The 15,453-nt window shown below is 60.9% G+C and carries 16 protein-coding genes and 1 tRNA gene; 9 read left to right on the top strand and 8 right to left on the bottom strand.

Annotation, left to right across the window (positions count from 1 at the left end):
* Nucleotides 1–57: 57 nt before the first annotated feature.
* Together J2W49_RS07425 and J2W49_RS07420 are read right to left on the bottom strand one after the other, a co-directional pair.
* Nucleotides 58–273: an HP1242/YdcH family protein gene (locus J2W49_RS07425; RefSeq protein ID WP_310313657.1), complete on the bottom strand. Its 216-nt coding sequence runs from the start codon at nt 271–273 to the stop codon at nt 58–60.
* 39 nt (nt 274–312) lie between these two features.
* A complete protein-coding gene (locus J2W49_RS07420) occupies nt 313–2,607 on the bottom strand; it encodes an Orn/Lys/Arg family decarboxylase (RefSeq protein ID WP_310313654.1) in 2,295 nt (764 codons plus the stop codon).
* Nucleotides 2,608–2,828: 221 nt separating this feature from the next.
* Here J2W49_RS07420 and J2W49_RS07415 point away from each other — a divergent pair, with 221 nt between their 5' ends.
* The 4 genes from J2W49_RS07415 to J2W49_RS07400 all read left to right on the top strand — a co-directional run bounded on the left by J2W49_RS07415 (nt 2,829) and on the right by J2W49_RS07400 (nt 4,823).
* A complete protein-coding gene (locus J2W49_RS07415; protein WP_310313652.1) occupies nt 2,829–3,254 on the top strand; it encodes an NfeD family protein in 426 nt (141 codons plus the stop codon).
* A gap of 63 nt (nt 3,255–3,317) precedes the next feature.
* Complete coding sequence (locus J2W49_RS07410) at nt 3,318–4,232, top strand: SPFH domain-containing protein (protein WP_310313649.1); 915 nt, start codon at nt 3,318–3,320, stop codon at nt 4,230–4,232.
* A gap of 30 nt (nt 4,233–4,262) precedes the next feature.
* Complete coding sequence (locus J2W49_RS07405; protein ID WP_310313647.1) at nt 4,263–4,649, top strand: DUF2237 family protein; 387 nt, start codon at nt 4,263–4,265, stop codon at nt 4,647–4,649.
* Nucleotides 4,650–4,733: 84 nt separating this feature from the next.
* Nucleotides 4,734–4,823, top strand: a tRNA-Ser gene (locus tag J2W49_RS07400).
* A 97-nt stretch (nt 4,824–4,920) separates the two neighbouring features.
* Here J2W49_RS07400 and J2W49_RS07395 read toward each other — a convergent pair.
* The 5 genes from J2W49_RS07395 to J2W49_RS07375 all read right to left on the bottom strand — a co-directional run bounded on the left by J2W49_RS07395 (nt 4,921) and on the right by J2W49_RS07375 (nt 9,747).
* On the bottom strand, nt 4,921–5,751 hold the full coding sequence (locus J2W49_RS07395) for an NAD(P)/FAD-dependent oxidoreductase (RefSeq protein ID WP_310313644.1): 831 nt from the start codon (nt 5,749–5,751) through the stop codon (nt 4,921–4,923).
* On the bottom strand, nt 5,748–6,209 hold the full coding sequence (locus J2W49_RS07390; RefSeq protein ID WP_310313641.1) for an NAD(P)/FAD-dependent oxidoreductase: 462 nt from the start codon (nt 6,207–6,209) through the stop codon (nt 5,748–5,750). Before J2W49_RS07390 ends, J2W49_RS07395 begins: the two co-directional genes overlap by 4 nt.
* Before the next feature lie 207 nt (nt 6,210–6,416).
* Nucleotides 6,417–7,604 carry a branched-chain amino acid ABC transporter substrate-binding protein gene (locus tag J2W49_RS07385; RefSeq protein ID WP_310313639.1) on the bottom strand — a complete coding sequence of 396 codons (1,188 nt, stop codon included), beginning with the start codon at nt 7,602–7,604 and terminating at the stop codon, nt 6,417–6,419.
* A 192-nt stretch (nt 7,605–7,796) separates the two neighbouring features.
* Nucleotides 7,797–8,222 (bottom strand): DNA polymerase III subunit chi, encoded by a 426-nt coding sequence (locus J2W49_RS07380; protein ID WP_310313636.1) that lies wholly within the window; start codon nt 8,220–8,222, stop codon nt 7,797–7,799.
* A gap of 25 nt (nt 8,223–8,247) precedes the next feature.
* Nucleotides 8,248–9,747: a leucyl aminopeptidase gene (locus tag J2W49_RS07375; RefSeq protein ID WP_310313633.1), complete on the bottom strand. Its 1,500-nt coding sequence runs from the start codon at nt 9,745–9,747 to the stop codon at nt 8,248–8,250.
* 27 nt (nt 9,748–9,774) lie between these two features.
* Between J2W49_RS07375 and lptF the strand changes: the two genes are divergently transcribed.
* From lptF to J2W49_RS07350, 5 genes are all read left to right on the top strand, one after another.
* Nucleotides 9,775–10,884 (top strand): LPS export ABC transporter permease LptF, encoded by a 1,110-nt coding sequence (gene lptF / locus J2W49_RS07370; protein WP_310313630.1) that lies wholly within the window; start codon nt 9,775–9,777, stop codon nt 10,882–10,884.
* Complete coding sequence (gene lptG / locus J2W49_RS07365; protein ID WP_310313628.1) at nt 10,881–11,999, top strand: LPS export ABC transporter permease LptG; 1,119 nt, start codon at nt 10,881–10,883, stop codon at nt 11,997–11,999. The genes lptF and lptG overlap by 4 nt, the downstream gene beginning before the upstream one ends.
* Nucleotides 12,000–12,007: 8 nt before the next feature.
* Nucleotides 12,008–12,373: a sirohydrochlorin chelatase gene (locus J2W49_RS07360; protein WP_310313625.1), complete on the top strand. Its 366-nt coding sequence runs from the start codon at nt 12,008–12,010 to the stop codon at nt 12,371–12,373.
* A complete protein-coding gene (locus J2W49_RS07355; protein WP_310313623.1) occupies nt 12,370–13,314 on the top strand; it encodes a CysB family HTH-type transcriptional regulator in 945 nt (314 codons plus the stop codon). The genes J2W49_RS07360 and J2W49_RS07355 overlap by 4 nt, the downstream gene beginning before the upstream one ends.
* Nucleotides 13,315–13,437: 123 nt before the next feature.
* Complete coding sequence (locus J2W49_RS07350; protein ID WP_310313620.1) at nt 13,438–14,616, top strand: pyridoxal phosphate-dependent aminotransferase; 1,179 nt, start codon at nt 13,438–13,440, stop codon at nt 14,614–14,616.
* A 27-nt stretch (nt 14,617–14,643) separates the two neighbouring features.
* Here J2W49_RS07350 and J2W49_RS07345 read toward each other — a convergent pair whose 3' ends face one another.
* Entirely contained in the window at nt 14,644–15,360 is a 717-nt protein-coding gene (locus tag J2W49_RS07345; protein ID WP_310313617.1) for a Rieske (2Fe-2S) protein, read from the bottom strand.
* Nucleotides 15,361–15,453 lie beyond the last annotated feature (93 nt).

Here is a 15,453-nt window from a genome sequence, read left to right as displayed (position 1 = left end):
TCGCCGGTCTGAAGGTGCGTCCCCTTGAAGGGGGCGCGCGAATCGCGGCGGGGAGGGCTAATCTGCGGCCTTCTTCAGGATCGCGTAGAGCTGGTCCTTGAGCAGCAGCTTCTCCTTTTTCAGGTTTTCGATCTCGATGTGCGTACTGGGCTGGATCTGCGCCTCCATGTTGGCAATGCGCTGATCCAGATCGTTGTGTTTGTCGAAAAGGCGGGTGAAGTGGACATCGTGTCCCTTGAGCTGGGAGATGAGATCGCGGTATTCAGGAAACATCCGGGGTCCTTTCAAAACAGCGCCAGTGGACGGTGAAGGTTAACCCGATCTCACGCAATCTGCGAAATAGGCTTTTCTGCCGTCGGCGTCAGTCATCTCCACCAGGCCGTGGATGTCGGTCTCAAAACCAGGGCACTGCGTGTTGAACTCGCGGGCGAACTTGAGATAGTCCACGATCTTCTTGTTGAACACCTCACCGGGGATCAGCAACGGGATGCCCGGCGGATACGGTGTGACCAGACTGGTGGTGATGCGCCCTTCCAGGTCGTCGATCGGCACCCTTTCGGTGGTGCGGTGCGCGATATGAGCGAACGCGTCACTGGGCTTCATGGCCGGCGTTAGGTCGCTCAGATACATCTCGGTGGTGAGACGGGCAATGTCGTAGCGCGCGTACAAGGCATGCACATGCTGGCAGAGATCGCGCAAACCCATCTGCTCGTAGCGCGGGTACTTCTGGCAGAACTCGGGCAAGATCCGCCACATCGGCTGGTTGCGGGCGTAGTCGTCCTTGAACTGCTGCAGCGCGGTCAACAAGGTGTTCCAGCGACCTTTGGTGATGCCGATGGTGAACATGATGAAGAAGCTGTACAGGCCGGTCTTCTCAACCACCACGCCGTGTTCGGCCAGAAACTTGGTCACGATGGAAGCGGGAATGCCCGTCGCCTCGAATCGGCCGTCCAGATTGAGGCCAGGCGTGACGATGGTCGCCTTGATCGGATCCAGCATGTTGAAGCCGGGAGCCATGTCGCCAAACCCGTGCCAGTCCTTGGCGGTGGGTGACTCGCCTTCGCTCACTGCGGGATACGGGTTGAGCACCCAGTCGCTGGCTTCACCCATACCCTCCTCCGCCAGGTCGTCCGGTCCCCAGACCTTGAACCACCAGTCATCGCCGCCGAACTCGGCTTCGATCTTGCGCATGGCACGGCGGAAATCCAGCGCCTCGAAGATGCTTTCTTCGACCAGTGCCCGCCCGCCCGGGGGTTCCATCATGGCCGCGGCCACGTCGCAACTGGCGATGATCGCGTACTGCGGGCTGGTGCTGGTGTGCATCAGGTAGGCCTCGTTGAACAGGTGCCGGTCCAGCTTGACGTTCTGCGAGTCCTGCACCAGCACATGGCTCGCCTGGCTGATGCCGGCCAGCAGCTTGTGGATGGACTGTGTGGCGTACACCACTGATTCCATGGGACGGTTGCGCTTCTTGCCCATGGCGTGGAAGTTGCCATAGAACGGGTGGAAGGCCGCGTGCGGCAGCCAGGCTTCGTCAAAGTGCAGGTTGGCCACGTAACCGTCGAGCATCTGTTTGATGGCTTCGGTGTTGTAGAGCACACCGTCGTAGGTGGACTGGGTCAGGGTGAGCACGCGGGGCTTCACCTTGGTGGCATCCACGCCGGCCAGCAAGGGGTTGGCGCGAATCTTGGCCTGGATCGCGTCGATCTCGAATTCGCTCTGCGGAATGGGGCCGATGATGCCGTAGTGGTTGCGCGTGGGCTTGAGGAAAACCGGGATGGCGCCGGTCATGATGATGCTGTGCAGAATGGACTTGTGGCAGTTGCGGTCCACCACCACCACGTCGCCCGGCGCCACGGTGTGGTGCCACACCATCTTGTTGCTGGTGCTGGTGCCGTTGGTGACGAAGAAGCAGTGGTCTGCATTGAAGATGCGGGCCGCGTTGCGCTCGGACGCGCCGATAGCACCGTTGTGGTCCAGCAGTTGCCCCAGTTCCTCCACCGCGTTGCACACGTCGGCGCGCAGCATGTTCTCGCCGAAGAACTGGTGGAACATCTGACCCACCGGGCTCTTCAGGAACGCCACGCCGCCCGAATGGCCGGGGCAGTGCCACGAATACGAGCCGTCTTCCGCGTAATCCAGCAGCGCTTTGAAAAACGGTGGCTGGATGCCTTCAAGGTAGCTCTTGGCTTCGCGGATGATGTGGCGCGCCACAAACTCCGGTGTATCCTCGAACATGTGGATGAAGCCGTGCAGCTCGCGCAGGATGTCGTTGGGCAGGTGGCGGCTGGTCTTGGTTTCGCCATAGATGTAGATCGGTACATCGGCGTTCTTCCTGCGCACCTCGTCAATGAAGTTGCGAAGGTTCAACACCACCGGGTCCACATCAGAACCATGGCTGAACTCCTCGTCGTCGATCGACAGAATGAAGGCGCTTGCCCGGCTCTGCTGCTGCGCGAACTGGCTCATATCGCCGTAGCTCGTCACACCCACCACCTCGAAGCCCTCCACCTCGATGGCCTGCGCCAGTGCGCGTATGCCCAGGCCGGAGGTGTTCTCGGAGCGGAAGTCCTCGTCGATGATGACGATGGGAAAACGGAATTTCATGGTGATCTCCAGCTGCGTGACCAGCTCAAAAATGAGAAACGGAACCAGCTCTGCGGCCAATTGACCATCAGGCAGGCGCGAAGTGTACGGAAATCACATGGCAAGCCAGCGTACAGGCAGGCCTTTTGTCGCAGAATGTGGCGCTGGCCAGACAATGCCTTCGCGTGCCGGTTCGGTGGCGACTTTGGTGAGGCACGGTACATTCAATTGGAGGAGCAAGTATGGCGGACTCAACATTGTGGTGGTTGCTGGCGGGTTCTGCGGTGGCCCTCGAACTCTTCACGGGAACCTTTTACCTGCTGATGCTCGCCATCGGGCTCGCGGCTGGGGCGGTTGCCGCGCATGCGGGCGCAGGCACGGCCATGCAGTTGGTCGCATCGGCCCTGGTCGGATCGGCATCGGTGATTGGTTGGTACCTGATCAAGCGACGCAGCCCGACCGATCCCTCGGTTCGTTCCATGAGAAGCGTGAATCTGGACGTCGGCGAAGTGCTGCAAATAGACGAATGGCGCGCTGATGGAACGGCCAGCGTTCAATACCGGGGTGCACAATGGACCGTGATTCAGCGGCCGGGCAATGCACCCACGCCAGGCGCCTACCGCGTGGCAGAGCTTGTCGGCAACCGGCTGATGGTCGACAAGGTCTGACACACCCCTGGACGACCTTCCCTCTCCATTCATCAACCTGCCAAGAAGAAAGAAGAACACGCCATGGAAATTGCCATCCTGCTTTTCGTCATTGCCGCCATATTCATCACCCGCTCCATCAAGGTGGTGCCCCAGCAAAACTCCTGGGTGGTGGAGCGTCTGGGCAAATACCATGCCTCGCTGCCCCCGGGTTTGAACTTCCTGGTGCCCTTCATCGACAAGGTGGCCTACAAGCACAGTCTGAAGGAGATTCCGCTCGACGTTCCCAGCCAGGTTTGCATCACGCGCGACAACACGCAACTGCAGGTTGACGGCATTCTGTACTTCCAGGTCACAGACCCGATGCGTGCCAGCTATGGTTCTTCGAACTACATCATGGCCGTGACCCAGCTGGCCCAGACTTCGCTGCGATCCGTCATCGGCAAGCTGGAGCTGGACAAGACCTTCGAAGAACGCGACATCATCAACGCGCAGGTGGTGCATGCCATCGACGAGGCCGCCCTGAACTGGGGTGTGAAGGTGCTGCGCTATGAGATCAAGGATCTGACCCCGCCGAAGGAAATCCTGCTGGCCATGCAGGCCCAGATCACGGCAGAGCGCGAAAAGCGTGCCCTGATAGCAGCATCGGAAGGTCGCCGCCAGGAGCAGATCAACATCGCCACCGGTGAACGCGAGGCCTTCATTGCCCGGTCTGAGGGTGAAAAGCAGGCCGCCATCAACAATGCGCAGGGTGAAGCCGCAGCCATCATGGCGGTGGCAGACGCCACCGCACAGGCCATCGAGCGGGTCGCCGTGGCCATTCAAGCGCCGGGCGGCGCCGAAGCGGTGCAACTGAAAGTGGCCGAAAAGGCCGTGGAAGCTTATGGCAAGGTCGCAGCCGATGCCACTACCACGCTGGTCGTTCCCAGCAACATGACGGAAGTGTCTGCGCTCATCACGTCTGCCATGAAGATGGTTGGCGTCGGAAGAGCGGCCTGATCGCTGAATATTCAAAACCGCGAGGATCCGATGGCGCTCAATGTTCTGGGTGGTGAGCTGCAGGCCTGCTCCTATGACCCCCTGACGGGTTTTCTGAGGGACGGGTGTTGTCAGGTCGGGCCCGAGGATCGCGGCTCGCACTGGATCTGCGCCCGCGTGACGAGTGAGTTTCTGGCTTATTCATTCGCGTCAGGCAATGACCTGAGCACACCCAAACCCGAGTGGCGCTTCGCAGGCCTCAAACCCGGCGACCGATGGTGCCTGTGCGCGCTTCGCTGGCTGGACGCGCTGGAGGCCGGCGTGGCACCCCCCGTCGTGCTTCAGAGCACGCATGAAGAGGCCTTGACGCTGGTTCCGCTGGAGATCCTGCAATTGCACGCATGGCCCAATGCCATGGGCACTGGCGAGAAAAGGTAGGACACCTCTTTGACTCGGAAGCGCAAGGTCGCCTCGCTTCTTCCTGGATCAGGCCGGCTGGCCTGCTACAATGCGAGGCTTCGCGGAGAGGTGGATGAGTGGTTTAAGTCGCACGCCTGGAAAGCGTGTGTGGGCTAATCCCCACCGCGGGTTCGAATCCCGCCCTCTCCGCCAGGCATCAAGAAACACGCCCTTCGGGGCGTTTTTTCGTTTCAACCTCCCCCCTTTCGATCTCATTGCCTGTGAAAAATCCAGGCAAACACCGGCGCGCTCACCGCGCACCTGTCAAGTGAGCAATCTGCGAGCCGATTTCGAAGAAGGCTTCCCGCACCCGCTTCATCTGCGCGGACACGGCCTCTGAGACAGGCAGCGGCAGGTCAACTAACGTGATCTCCCCCAGCACCAAGCGCGCCAACTCGCGGCCCAGCACCGTACCCGGGGCGATGCCTCTTCCGTTGTAGCCGCAGAAAGCCACCGTATTGCGGGCCAGTTGATGAAAGCGCGGCAAGGCGTTGGCCGTCATGCCAATTTCGCCGTACCACTCGTGTTCAAAGCGAGTACCACTCAACTGTGGAAACAGCTTGCCCAGAGCACGTCGCCCCCAGTCACGGTGGATGGACAGTCCACCGTTCCGCAAGGCGCCCACGCTGCCCAGCACCAGCCGACCCTGGCGGTCTAGCCGAAAAGACGTCAGCAAGCGGCGAGTGTCCCAGGCCCCTTGGCGCTCCGGCAATATCTGCTCCAGAACCGCAGGTGGCAGCGGGGCCGTCGCCAGGTTGAAGTACGGCAGCCTCACCAATTCGGCTTGCAGCGCTCCCCACGGCCCTGCGGCATGGGAATAGGCATTGGTCGCCACGATCACCCAGGGGGCGTGAACGACGCCGCCATTGACGGTGTTCAAGCGCCAATGCTGGCCCGCATCGTGCACGGCGTTGACTGCCGATTGGGTATACAGCCGGGCGCCTGCAGCCACGGCGGCATGGGCAAGTCCCCGAGCGTAGGCCAGGGGCTGCACAGTGCCCGCGCGCATATCCAGCAATGCGCCAAGGTAGGCGTTGGTGCCGGTTTTAAGCGCTGTCTCAGCTCGGGAAAGCAGCCTCACGGGCGCGCCCAGCGCCTGCCACTGATTTTCACGTTCTTGCAATGCCCTCGGCCCGCAGTGTCAGGAGCGCAATGCAGAGTGCCGCTGCGCACTGGCTCGCAGTCCATGCCATGGCGCTCGATCAGCTCGAACACCAGCGTGGGCGCACCTCCCAGTTGCGTCAGAAGGCGGTTGCCCATGGCTTCGCCCAATTCACCGGTCAAGGCAGAGGGCATGACCCACATCCCGGCGTTGACCAAGCCTACGTTGCGCCCGGAACCACCGAATCCCACCTCCTGCGCCTCCAGCACCACGACGCGGGCGCCGCGTTGTGCGAGGTACAGCGATGCCGACAGGCCGGTGTATCCAGCGCCCACCACCACCACGTCGGCGTGCACGCTCGTGTTCAGCGCCTTCGTGTCTGGCCCCGCAGGTGCGGAAGCCTCCCAAAGGCCATGTGTACGGGGATCATGGTTCATGAGCAGACCAGAGTTGGCAGTTGGTGAATCGCTGTTCAGCCTGCCAGTGGGTCCCCCTCTCGGCGGACTGCGTACGAAAAGAAAATGCCCACAAGGCCAGCCGGGTTCTCCATTGGTGCACATGGAGACAAAAAAAAGCCGCCATGAAGGCGGCCTCGGGTGAGAAACGACCGGGCATCTTGAAGATGCCCGGCGAATCTCAGGCGATCAGCGAATGACGGCCAGGGTGGTACGTACACCACCTTTGTAGGTCATCAGCGTGAGGGCACCATTCTTGATGTCGCCCTTTTCGTCAAATGCAATGTTACCGGTCACACCCTTGTACTCGGTGGCCTTGAGAGCAGGCAGGTATTTGGCTGGGTCGGACGAGTTGGCGGTCACCATGGCGTTCGCCATGACCTTCACGGCGTCGTACACATAGGGTGCGTACACCTGGACGTCGGCACCGAACTTGGCCTTGAAGTCGGCGCGGAACTTCTCCATGCCTTCCTTCTGTTCGCCTTCGACACCACCGGCTTCTGCGCAGAAAACCTGGTCGTCGGCCATGCCATCAGCGGCCAGCTTGGGCAGTTCGCTGGAGCAGATGCCGTCGCCGCCCATGAACTTGGCGTTGATGCCAAGCTGCTTCATCTGCTTGAGCATCGGGCCGGCAACCGCGTCCATACCACCGAAGAACACCACGTCAGGCTTCTTGGCCTTCAGGGTGGTCAGGATGGCGTTGAAGTCGGTTGCCTTGTCGTTTGTGAATTCACGACCCACCACGGTACCACCGGCAGCAGCAACACCCTTCTCGAACTCGTCGGCCACGCCCTGGCCATAAGCGGTGCGATCATCGATCACGGCAACATTCTTGGCGCCCAGGGTCTCAATGGCGTACTTGCCCAGTGTGCCACCCAGGTGCACGTCGTCAGCCACCATGCGGAACACGCCAGCGTAGCCCTGACGGGTGTACTTGGGGTTGGTCGCCGAGGGGGAAATCTGGGGAATGCCTGCGTCGTTGTAAATCTGCGAAGCGGGAATGGTGGTGCCGGAGTTCAGGTGACCGATCACACCGGCCACCTTGGCGTCGACCAGCTTGGTCGCTGCAGCGGTGCCTTGCTTTGGATCGCCTGCGTCGTCTTCGGCCAGCAGCTCGAAGGTCGTGGGCTTGCCGTCGATCGTCAAACCGGCTGCATTCAGCTCTTCGATGGCCATCTTCGCACCGTTTTCGTTGTCCTTGCCCAGGTGCGCAATGGCGCCGCTGGTAGGACCGACGTGACCGATCTTGATGACCTGAGCTTCAGCCGCAGGTGCAGCCTCCGGTGCGGCTGCTGCGGGTGCTGCCTCTTCTTTTTTACCGCAAGCGGCAAGTGCGACAGCCGCAGCGATGACGGCCAGTTTGATGTTCAGTTGCATAGAAATCCTCGGAAAGGAGCAGTAGTTGGAATGCGGAGGGAACTTTTTTCTCCACATCCATAAAGATACTCCAAAAAACACCCATATTGAATAACCAAGACCAAGGGCGGAAGACATCAAGGGTTTGCCCGAAGTCCTATTACCTCAATGAATGAAGCATTAGGACCTCATATGTTGCAAACCTTCACAAGCCTACGCGGACTTGACCTCATGCCAAACGGGATCGATCCCCTCGGCTCGGTAGCGCCGCAACCGCTCCCGGGCAGCTTGCCTTTCAAGATCGTCCAGTGTCACGATCTCGAAGATTTTTTCAAACTGCCGCCAGCCGGCCACCCACTCCCGCTGAAGGTTGACCAGCATGCTCGCATGAGGTTGTGCCGGCAGCTCAGGCCCGATCTGAATGGGCGTTCGTGCGATCACGTACGGCGCGGCAGCAGTCATGCAGTGAGGAATGAATGCGTTGGGCGCCAGCGTCCATAGCGCCGATTCGACTTTCTGGACCGTACCTGGCTCAGCCAGCACAAAAAGTGACGAGCCTTTGGCATGGGCCTTGCGAAGCAAGCGACAGGCGTACTCGACCTTGTCGAGCACGTTGAAATGAAAAGCGACTTCGGTCAATTGCGGATCATTTCCAGGAAGGCACTCAGGACTTTCGCCGTGTGGGCTTCGCCGACTTGTTCACAATGCCGCTTCGCGGTACCGCAGCCACGTCCAGCACATATTGAAGCAGCAACGGAACCGGTCGGCCGGTTGATCCCTTGGCCGCCCCACTTTTCCAGGCGGTGCCAGCGATATCCAGGTGTGCCCAGGGCAAATCTGCTGCGAACTTCTCCAGGAACTTGGCCGCCGTGATGGCCCCACCCGCCCTGCCGGCCACGTTACCCATATCGGCAAAGTTGGACTTCAGGCCTTCCGCATACTCGTCATCCAAAGGCATGCGCCAGCAGGGGTCCAAGGCTGTTTCGCCTGCTTTGTGCAGCGCGTCGGCAAGATCGTCGCGGGCGGAGAACAGGCCTGAGCGCACGCCGCCCAAGGCGATCACACAGGCCCCGGTCAGGGTGGCGATGTCCACCACACTGTGGGGCTTGAGACGTGCGGCGTAGGTCAGGGCGTCACACAGGATGAGGCGTCCTTCTGCGTCCGTGTTGAGGATTTCGATGGTCTGACCACTCATGCTGGTGACCACGTCGCCTGGCTTGATGGCCTGTCCGTCGGGCATGTTCTCGCAGGCGGGAATCACACCGACCACGTTCACGGCGGGCTGAAGTTCGGCCAGCGCTGCAAAGGTGCCCAGCACGCTGGCCGCGCCGCCCATGTCGAACTTCATCTCATCCATATCAGCTGCAGGCTTGATGGAAATGCCGCCGGTGTCAAAGGTGATGCCTTTGCCCACCAGCACCACAGGAGACGCACCTTTTTCACCACCGGCGTAGTGCATCACGATGAATCGCAGGGGTTCAACCGATCCCCTGGCAACCGCCAGAAACGCGCCCATGGCAAGCGCTTCGACCTGTTTGGGCCCAAGCACTTCGGTCTTGATATTGGGTTTACGGCCCAGCTTTCTGGCCGCCTCGGCGAGCATGCTCGGTGTGGCATGGTTGGCTGGCCGGTTGGCCCATTCCTTGGCAAACTCCACGCCAGCGATCTGGGCTTTTCCGATGTCGAAGTCTTTTTGAACCACGGCCACCTTGCCAACACCCACCGTGACACGTTGGAGTGCACGGCCTTTGGCTGATGGCTTGGTGGTGGTGTAGGTGTAGGTGGCATCCGCACAAGCCTGCATGGCCGCGCGGACACTTTGACCGTCATCGGGCAGCAGGCTGAGCACAATGCCCAGCTTCTTCACGCTGGGGAGCTTCACCAGAGCCACGGCCGCTGCCACGGCCTTGCGGACGTTGGCGGGACTGCCCGAGCCGCTGCGCACAAGCACCACCCGGGCGGCCTTGAAGCCAGGCGCCCGGTAGCACACCAGCGTCTTGCCAACGCCGGACTCGAGATCACCGAGGCGCACAGCCGACGCGACCAGTTCGTTCAGCGGACCACCACTGGCAGCGCCAAACGTGTCCGGTACCAGAACCAGAAGGGCATCCACGGTGAGCCCTGCGGCGCTGGTGGGAGACAGGGTCTTGAGTTCGAAGTCCATAATTGCGTATTCCTATAGTCTCATTCGATGTTATTCCATTCTTCCATTCGCAGAGAGTTGGCACGCAGTTTCGGGGCAACCCTGGTGGTCCTGTTCACCATCGTGATCACCATGTTGTTGATCCGCACTCTGGGGCTTGCTTCCCAGGGAAGTGTCAACCCAGAAGAGATCATGCTGGTGCTGGGTTACACCGTGCTGGGCCGCATGCCCACAATCCTCACCCTGGCGCTTTTCATCTCCATCGTTTTCACGCTGTCGCGCATGTACAGGGACAGCGAAATGATCATCTGGTTCGCCAGCGGTCGCTCGTTGGGAGGCTTGCTTGGCCCAGTGATGCGGTTCTCCTGGCCGGTGCTGCTGGTCATCACCTTCATGGTCTTTTTTGTGTGGCCCTGGGCCAACCAGCAAATCAACGACTTGCGCGACCGCTTTGAGCAGCGTGGCGATCTGGACCGGGTGGCGCCGGGGCAGTTCCAGGAGTCCTCCAGCGGGCGAAGGGTATTTTTCATTGACAAGGACACTGCCGACGGCACAGAAGGGCGCAACATCTTCATCTCCAGCATCGAAGAAGATGGCGCCGAAAACGTGACCTCTGCGAGGTCTGCACGGATCGAAACGATCGACAACCAGCAGATGCTGATCCTGAGCAACGGTCAGCGGCTGGACACCAGCCCGGACACGGGCGACCTCAAGGTCAGCGAGTTTGAGGAGTACGCCACGCAGATCGGATCTTCAAAGGTGGCTCCCGGCAGTGAGCAGGCGCTCAAGGCGACGTCTTCCTGGCAGTTGCTGGTCAGTCCCACACTGGGCAAGCTGGGTGAACTGGGATGGCGCATTGGCGTGGGACTCACTGCGCTGAATTTTGTCCTGATTGCCTTGGCCACGACGGTCAGCAACCCCCGGGCCGGACGGGGCGGCAATCTGTTTTTCACCATGTTTGCGTTCATCATGTATTTCAACTTCCTGAACATTGGGCAGCGCTGGGTGACCAGCGGGCTGATGAGCCTGGGGAGCCTGCTGCTCTTGTTGCATGGCACGGTGTTTCTGCTAGGGGTTCTCTGGCTGACCAAGCGGCATCACAACTTCAGTCTGCGTGAAGGCCTGATGGCGTTGATGGGACGGAGGGCTTCGCTTTGAAGACAATTCGGCGGCTGATTTACGGCGAGATCTTCATTGCCGTCGGCTTTGTGTTGCTGGCCTTCCTCTCGCTTTTTTACTTCTTTGATTTTGTCGATGAGTTGACCGCGCTCGGGCGCCGTTCGCGGCTGGAGCCCGAATTGAGCTACGAATTGCGACACGCCCTGCTGTATGTGGCGCTGCTGATTCCCAGCCGCATCTATGAGCTCATGCCGATTGCCGTGTTGATCGGATCGGTGTTTGTGCTGGCCCGGCTGGCGCAGGGCTCCGAGTACACCATCTTGCGCACCAGCGGGCTTGGGCCCTGGCGGGCGCTGCGCACCCTGCTCGGCCTCGGAGCCATCTTTGTGGTTTTGACCTTTGCGATCGGCGATTACCTGGCCCCGCTGTCCGACCGGACGGCACAGCTCCTGAAGGCCCGCTTCGAGGGCCGCATCAGCGTGGGGCAGACTGGCGCCTGGCTCAAGGAACGCCAGACCTACAGCAACTTTTCGGTCAATGTGGGCTCGATGACACCCCGAGGGGAACTGGCTGACATCCGCATCTTCGAATTCGACAATCACGGCTTTCTGGTGTCCACCATGCAGGCCAAGTCCGGACAGATCGAACCGGACGAATCCTGGACACTTCACAACCTGGTTCGCCGTGAATTCGATACGGCCGGGCTCTCTTCGGCGCACATCAACCGGGTCGAGCAAGAGCGTTTTCGATGGCCCAGCGGCCTGAGCACCGAGATGGTGTCGGTGGCCCTGCTCAGGCCGGATCGCATGCGCACGGCCGATCTGTTTGCCTACATCCAGCATCTGGACGCCAACAACCAGACGGCCCAGCGCTACGAGATCGAGTTCTGGCGCAAGGTTTTTTATCCCCTGAGTTGCCTGGTGATGGTGGTGCTCGCCCTGCCCTTTGCCTATCTGCATTTCCGCTCAGGCGCCCTCACCGGTTACGTGTTTGGCGGTGTGATGATCGGCATCAGTTTCTTCCTGCTCAACAACGTGTTTGGCTACATCGGCAACCTCAACCAGTGGCGCCCGTGGCTGGCTGCGGCGTCACCCGCTCTGATCTACAGCTTCTTTTCGTTGGGCGCGTTTGGCTGGCTGGTCCTTCGAAGGTAGGCGCAAACATGCTTGGTGTGATTGTTTTTGCCCATGGGTCCAGAGATCCCCAATGGCGACTGCCTGTGGAAGCCGTGGCCCGACAGATCGCACAGCGGGATGCCTCTGTTGTGGTGAGCTGCGCGTATCTGGAACTGTGCGAACCCGACCTTCCCACTGCCTGCGACACGCTGGTGAATCAAGGAGCGAGCCGCATCCATGTGCTGCCACTTTTTTTCGGCATGGGCAAACATGCCCGCGAAGACCTGCCGGAACTGATCCGCGCCTTGGGGCAACGGTACCCTTCCGTTTACTTCCAGCAGCTGGCCACTGCCGGTGAAGATCCCCGCCTCACCGAACTGCTGGCCCGCATTGCGCTGGAGCAAATCCCATGAACCTGCATCAGTTCCGGTTTGTGCAGGAGGCCGTGCGCCGCAACCTGAACCTGACCGAGGCGGCCAAGGCGTTGCACACCTCGCAGCCCGGTGTTTCGAAGGCCATCATTGAACTGGAAGACGAACTCGGCATCGACATTTTTGCCCGTCATGGCAAACGCATCAAACGGGTCACCGAACCTGGAGCGCAGGTGCTCAAGAGCATTGACATCATCTTGCGCGAGGTCAACAACCTCAGGCGCATCGGAGAGCAGTACTCGGCCCAGGACAGCGGCACGCTGTCGATTGCGACCACCCACACCCAGGCGCGCTATGTGCTGCCAGGTCCGGTGGCTCAACTGCGTCACGCCTACCCCAAGGTAGGTGTCAGCCTTCACCAGGGCTCACCTGACCAGGTGGCCAAAATGCTGATGGAAGAAGTGGCAGAAATCGGGGTCGCCACCGAATCCCTGGTCAACTACCCGGATCTCATCACACTGCCCTGCTACGAATGGCAGCACGTCCTGGTGCTGCCATTCGACCATCCGCTGCTGGAGCGCGAGCGCATCACGCTGGACGATCTGGCCACCGTGCCGCTGATCACCTACCACCCCAGCTTCACCGGGCGCAGCCGCATTGACCAAGCGTTCGCACTGCGGCATCTGCAGCCCAACATCGTGCTCGAAGCCATTGATTCGGACGTGATCAAGACCTATGTGAAGTTGGGCATGGGCGTTGGCATCGTCGCGGAGATGGCCATGCAGGGCGAAAACAAGACGCCCGATCTGGTGGCACGGCCCGCTGCACAGCTGTTCGGACACAACCTGGCGCGCGTGGCCTTCAAACGCGGCACCTACCTGCGGCACTTCGTCCTGCGGTTCGCGGAATTGCTGAGCGACCGGCTCTCGCGAGACCAGATCCTTCGCGCCATGAGTGGCACGCCAGACGACTATGAGTTGTGACTCCCGCCGCACCAGCCTGACGGCCTTCACCCCCCAGGGGGCATCACCTGCGGCCTCGCAGCGCCAGTGCCGCGGTGTTCTGGATCAAACCCGTTTTCCCACACCGTCCATGCCGAGCACGACATGACCTCGATCTCCCCTCACACCCCCGCCCTCACCTCCCGCCTGCCCCATGTGGGCACGACCATCTTCACCGTCATGTCGGCTCTGGCCAGCGAAACCCAGGCGGTGAACCTGGGTCAGGGCTTTCCCGACTTTGAATGTGACCCTTCGCTGGTCGATGCGGTGACCCTGGCCATGCAGGCCGGGCACAACCAGTACCCGCCCATGCCAGGGGTGCCCGCGCTGCGCGAGGCCATGGCGGCCAAGATGCAGGCGCTCTACGGGCTCTCAGTGAACCCGAACACCGAAATCACCGTCACGGCAGGCGCCACGCAAGCCATTCTCACGGCCATATTGGCCGTGGTACATCCGGGCGACGAGGTCATCGTGCTCGAACCCTGCTACGACAGCTACGTGCCCAACATCGAATTGGCCGGTGGGGTGGTGGTGCGGGTGCCCCTGACACCTGGTACGTTCCGGCCCGATTTCGACCTCCTGGCAGCAGCCATCACGCCAAGAACCAGGGCGCTGATCATCAACAGCCCGCACAACCCCAGCGGCACCGCGTGGACCGATGCAGAGATGCAAAAGCTGCAAAGCCTGCTGGCGCCGACCGACGTGTTGCTCATCAGTGACGAGGTCTACGAGCACATGGTGTTCGACGGCCTGCAGCACCAGAGTGCCGCCCGCTATTCCGGCCTGGCGGCCCGTGCCTTCGTGATCAGCAGCTTCGGCAAGACCTACCACGTGACCGGGTGGAAGATCGGTACCGTGGTGGCGCCCGCCTCCTTGATGGCCGAATTCCGCAAAGTACACCAGTTCAATGTGTTCACGGTCAACACGCCCATGCAGCACGCACTGGCGGCTTACATGGCCAATCCGGCGCCCTACCTGGGGCTGTCTGCCTTTTACCAGCGCAAGCGCGATCTGTTTCGTGGGGGTCTGGCCAGCACCCGGTTCAAGCTGCTGCCCAGTGAAGGCACCTACTTCCAATGTGTGAGCATCGCCAACCTCGCGGTACCAGAACGCGACTTGCCCGAGGGCGAGTTCTGCCAGTGGCTCACTCGAGAAATCGGCGTGGCAGCCATCCCTCTGTCTGCCTTTTACGGCGATGGTTTTGACCAGAAGGTCATCCGCTTCTGCTTTGCCAAACGGGACGATACCTTGCTGGAGGCCCTGCAGCGCCTGGGTCGACTGTGAGCAGCTATTCGAGGACCGGGCCCACTGTCAGCAGCGCACCGGATTGCGGCAATAGCGATCAAGCTCCTTGACCGTGCTGCGGCTGGCCACGGTTTTCCGGGCGTTGGGTCCCACTTCCAGGCTCAACTTGATTTCGTACTTCTTGAAGAAGTCGTCGAACAGCTCTCCGCCCAATGTACCGGTGGCCGTCAAGGTGTCTGTTGCGGCATCATGCTCCAGCAGCACAGCGCAAAGCGGTTGTTCCGCTGGCCCCGACAAGACACGGGCGCCACGCGCCGGGTCGTACTGGCTGTGGTCGGCACAGCAGTGAATGAGATCGTTGCCCTTGCTCGGCGTTTGGGGATTGACGGCCGCCCCTTTGCGGAAACTGATGAAGCTCAGCTCCTTTGTCGGATACACCAGCTTGTGGGCACAGATGGCGGAGAAAGCCACCACGCTGCGTCGCGGGCCCACGCCCCCCGGCCATTGATAGCTTGTCCTGTCTTTTGTCTGCAGCACCGTCGAAGCCGCCGGCTTGCCCAGGTCCAGCAAGAAAACCGGTGTCGCCTCGAAAGGGTAGTGAAAGACATAGTTGGTCTGGGGTTTCAGGCTGCCCATCTTGAGGGGTTCGCCGGTTTCATCCACCAGCAGCACCCGTCCGTAGCTCTGGGCAATCGCGTCATTGGCCCACACGCCACCCGCGAGCGCGGCGGCCAGCGGCGATGCGCTCAGAGCGCAAGCCTCCACAAATTCCCGTCTGTCCATTTGTTGCCCCTCCGGTTTGGCGTCGCCGCCAGGAAGATATTTCCCGAACAGTGAACAGCAACAGGCAAAGCCCTGTCAACCGCTCAGGCAATC

This window comes from Hydrogenophaga palleronii (assembly GCF_031457455.1).
GTDB lineage: Bacteria > Pseudomonadota > Gammaproteobacteria > Burkholderiales > Burkholderiaceae_C > Hydrogenophaga > Hydrogenophaga palleronii_A.
This window is presented reverse-complemented; position numbering and strand designations above follow the sequence as displayed.

Bases quoted from the DNA above. Each gene is read 5' to 3' on its own strand.
- J2W49_RS07425 (WP_310313657.1), bottom strand. From the start codon at position 273: ATGTTTCCTGAATACCGCGATCTCATCTCCCAGCTCAAGGGACACGAT.
- J2W49_RS07420 (WP_310313654.1), bottom strand. From the start codon at position 2,607: ATGAAATTCCGTTTTCCCATCGTCATCATCGACGAGGACTTCCGCTCC.
- J2W49_RS07415 (WP_310313652.1), top strand. From the start codon at position 2,829: ATGGCGGACTCAACATTGTGGTGGTTGCTGGCGGGTTCTGCGGTGGCC.
- J2W49_RS07410 (WP_310313649.1), top strand. From the start codon at position 3,318: ATGGAAATTGCCATCCTGCTTTTCGTCATTGCCGCCATATTCATCACC.
- J2W49_RS07405 (WP_310313647.1), top strand. From the start codon at position 4,263: ATGGCGCTCAATGTTCTGGGTGGTGAGCTGCAGGCCTGCTCCTATGAC.
- J2W49_RS07390 (WP_310313641.1), bottom strand. From the start codon at position 6,209: ATGAACCATGATCCCCGTACACATGGCCTTTGGGAGGCTTCCGCACCT.
- J2W49_RS07385 (WP_310313639.1), bottom strand. From the start codon at position 7,604: ATGCAACTGAACATCAAACTGGCCGTCATCGCTGCGGCTGTCGCACTT.
- J2W49_RS07375 (WP_310313633.1), bottom strand. From the start codon at position 9,747: ATGGACTTCGAACTCAAGACCCTGTCTCCCACCAGCGCCGCAGGGCTC.
- lptF (WP_310313630.1), top strand. From the start codon at position 9,775: ATGTTATTCCATTCTTCCATTCGCAGAGAGTTGGCACGCAGTTTCGGG.
- J2W49_RS07360 (WP_310313625.1), top strand. From the start codon at position 12,008: ATGCTTGGTGTGATTGTTTTTGCCCATGGGTCCAGAGATCCCCAATGG.
- J2W49_RS07355 (WP_310313623.1), top strand. From the start codon at position 12,370: ATGAACCTGCATCAGTTCCGGTTTGTGCAGGAGGCCGTGCGCCGCAAC.
- J2W49_RS07350 (WP_310313620.1), top strand. From the start codon at position 13,438: ATGACCTCGATCTCCCCTCACACCCCCGCCCTCACCTCCCGCCTGCCC.
- J2W49_RS07345 (WP_310313617.1), bottom strand. From the start codon at position 15,360: ATGGACAGACGGGAATTTGTGGAGGCTTGCGCTCTGAGCGCATCGCCG.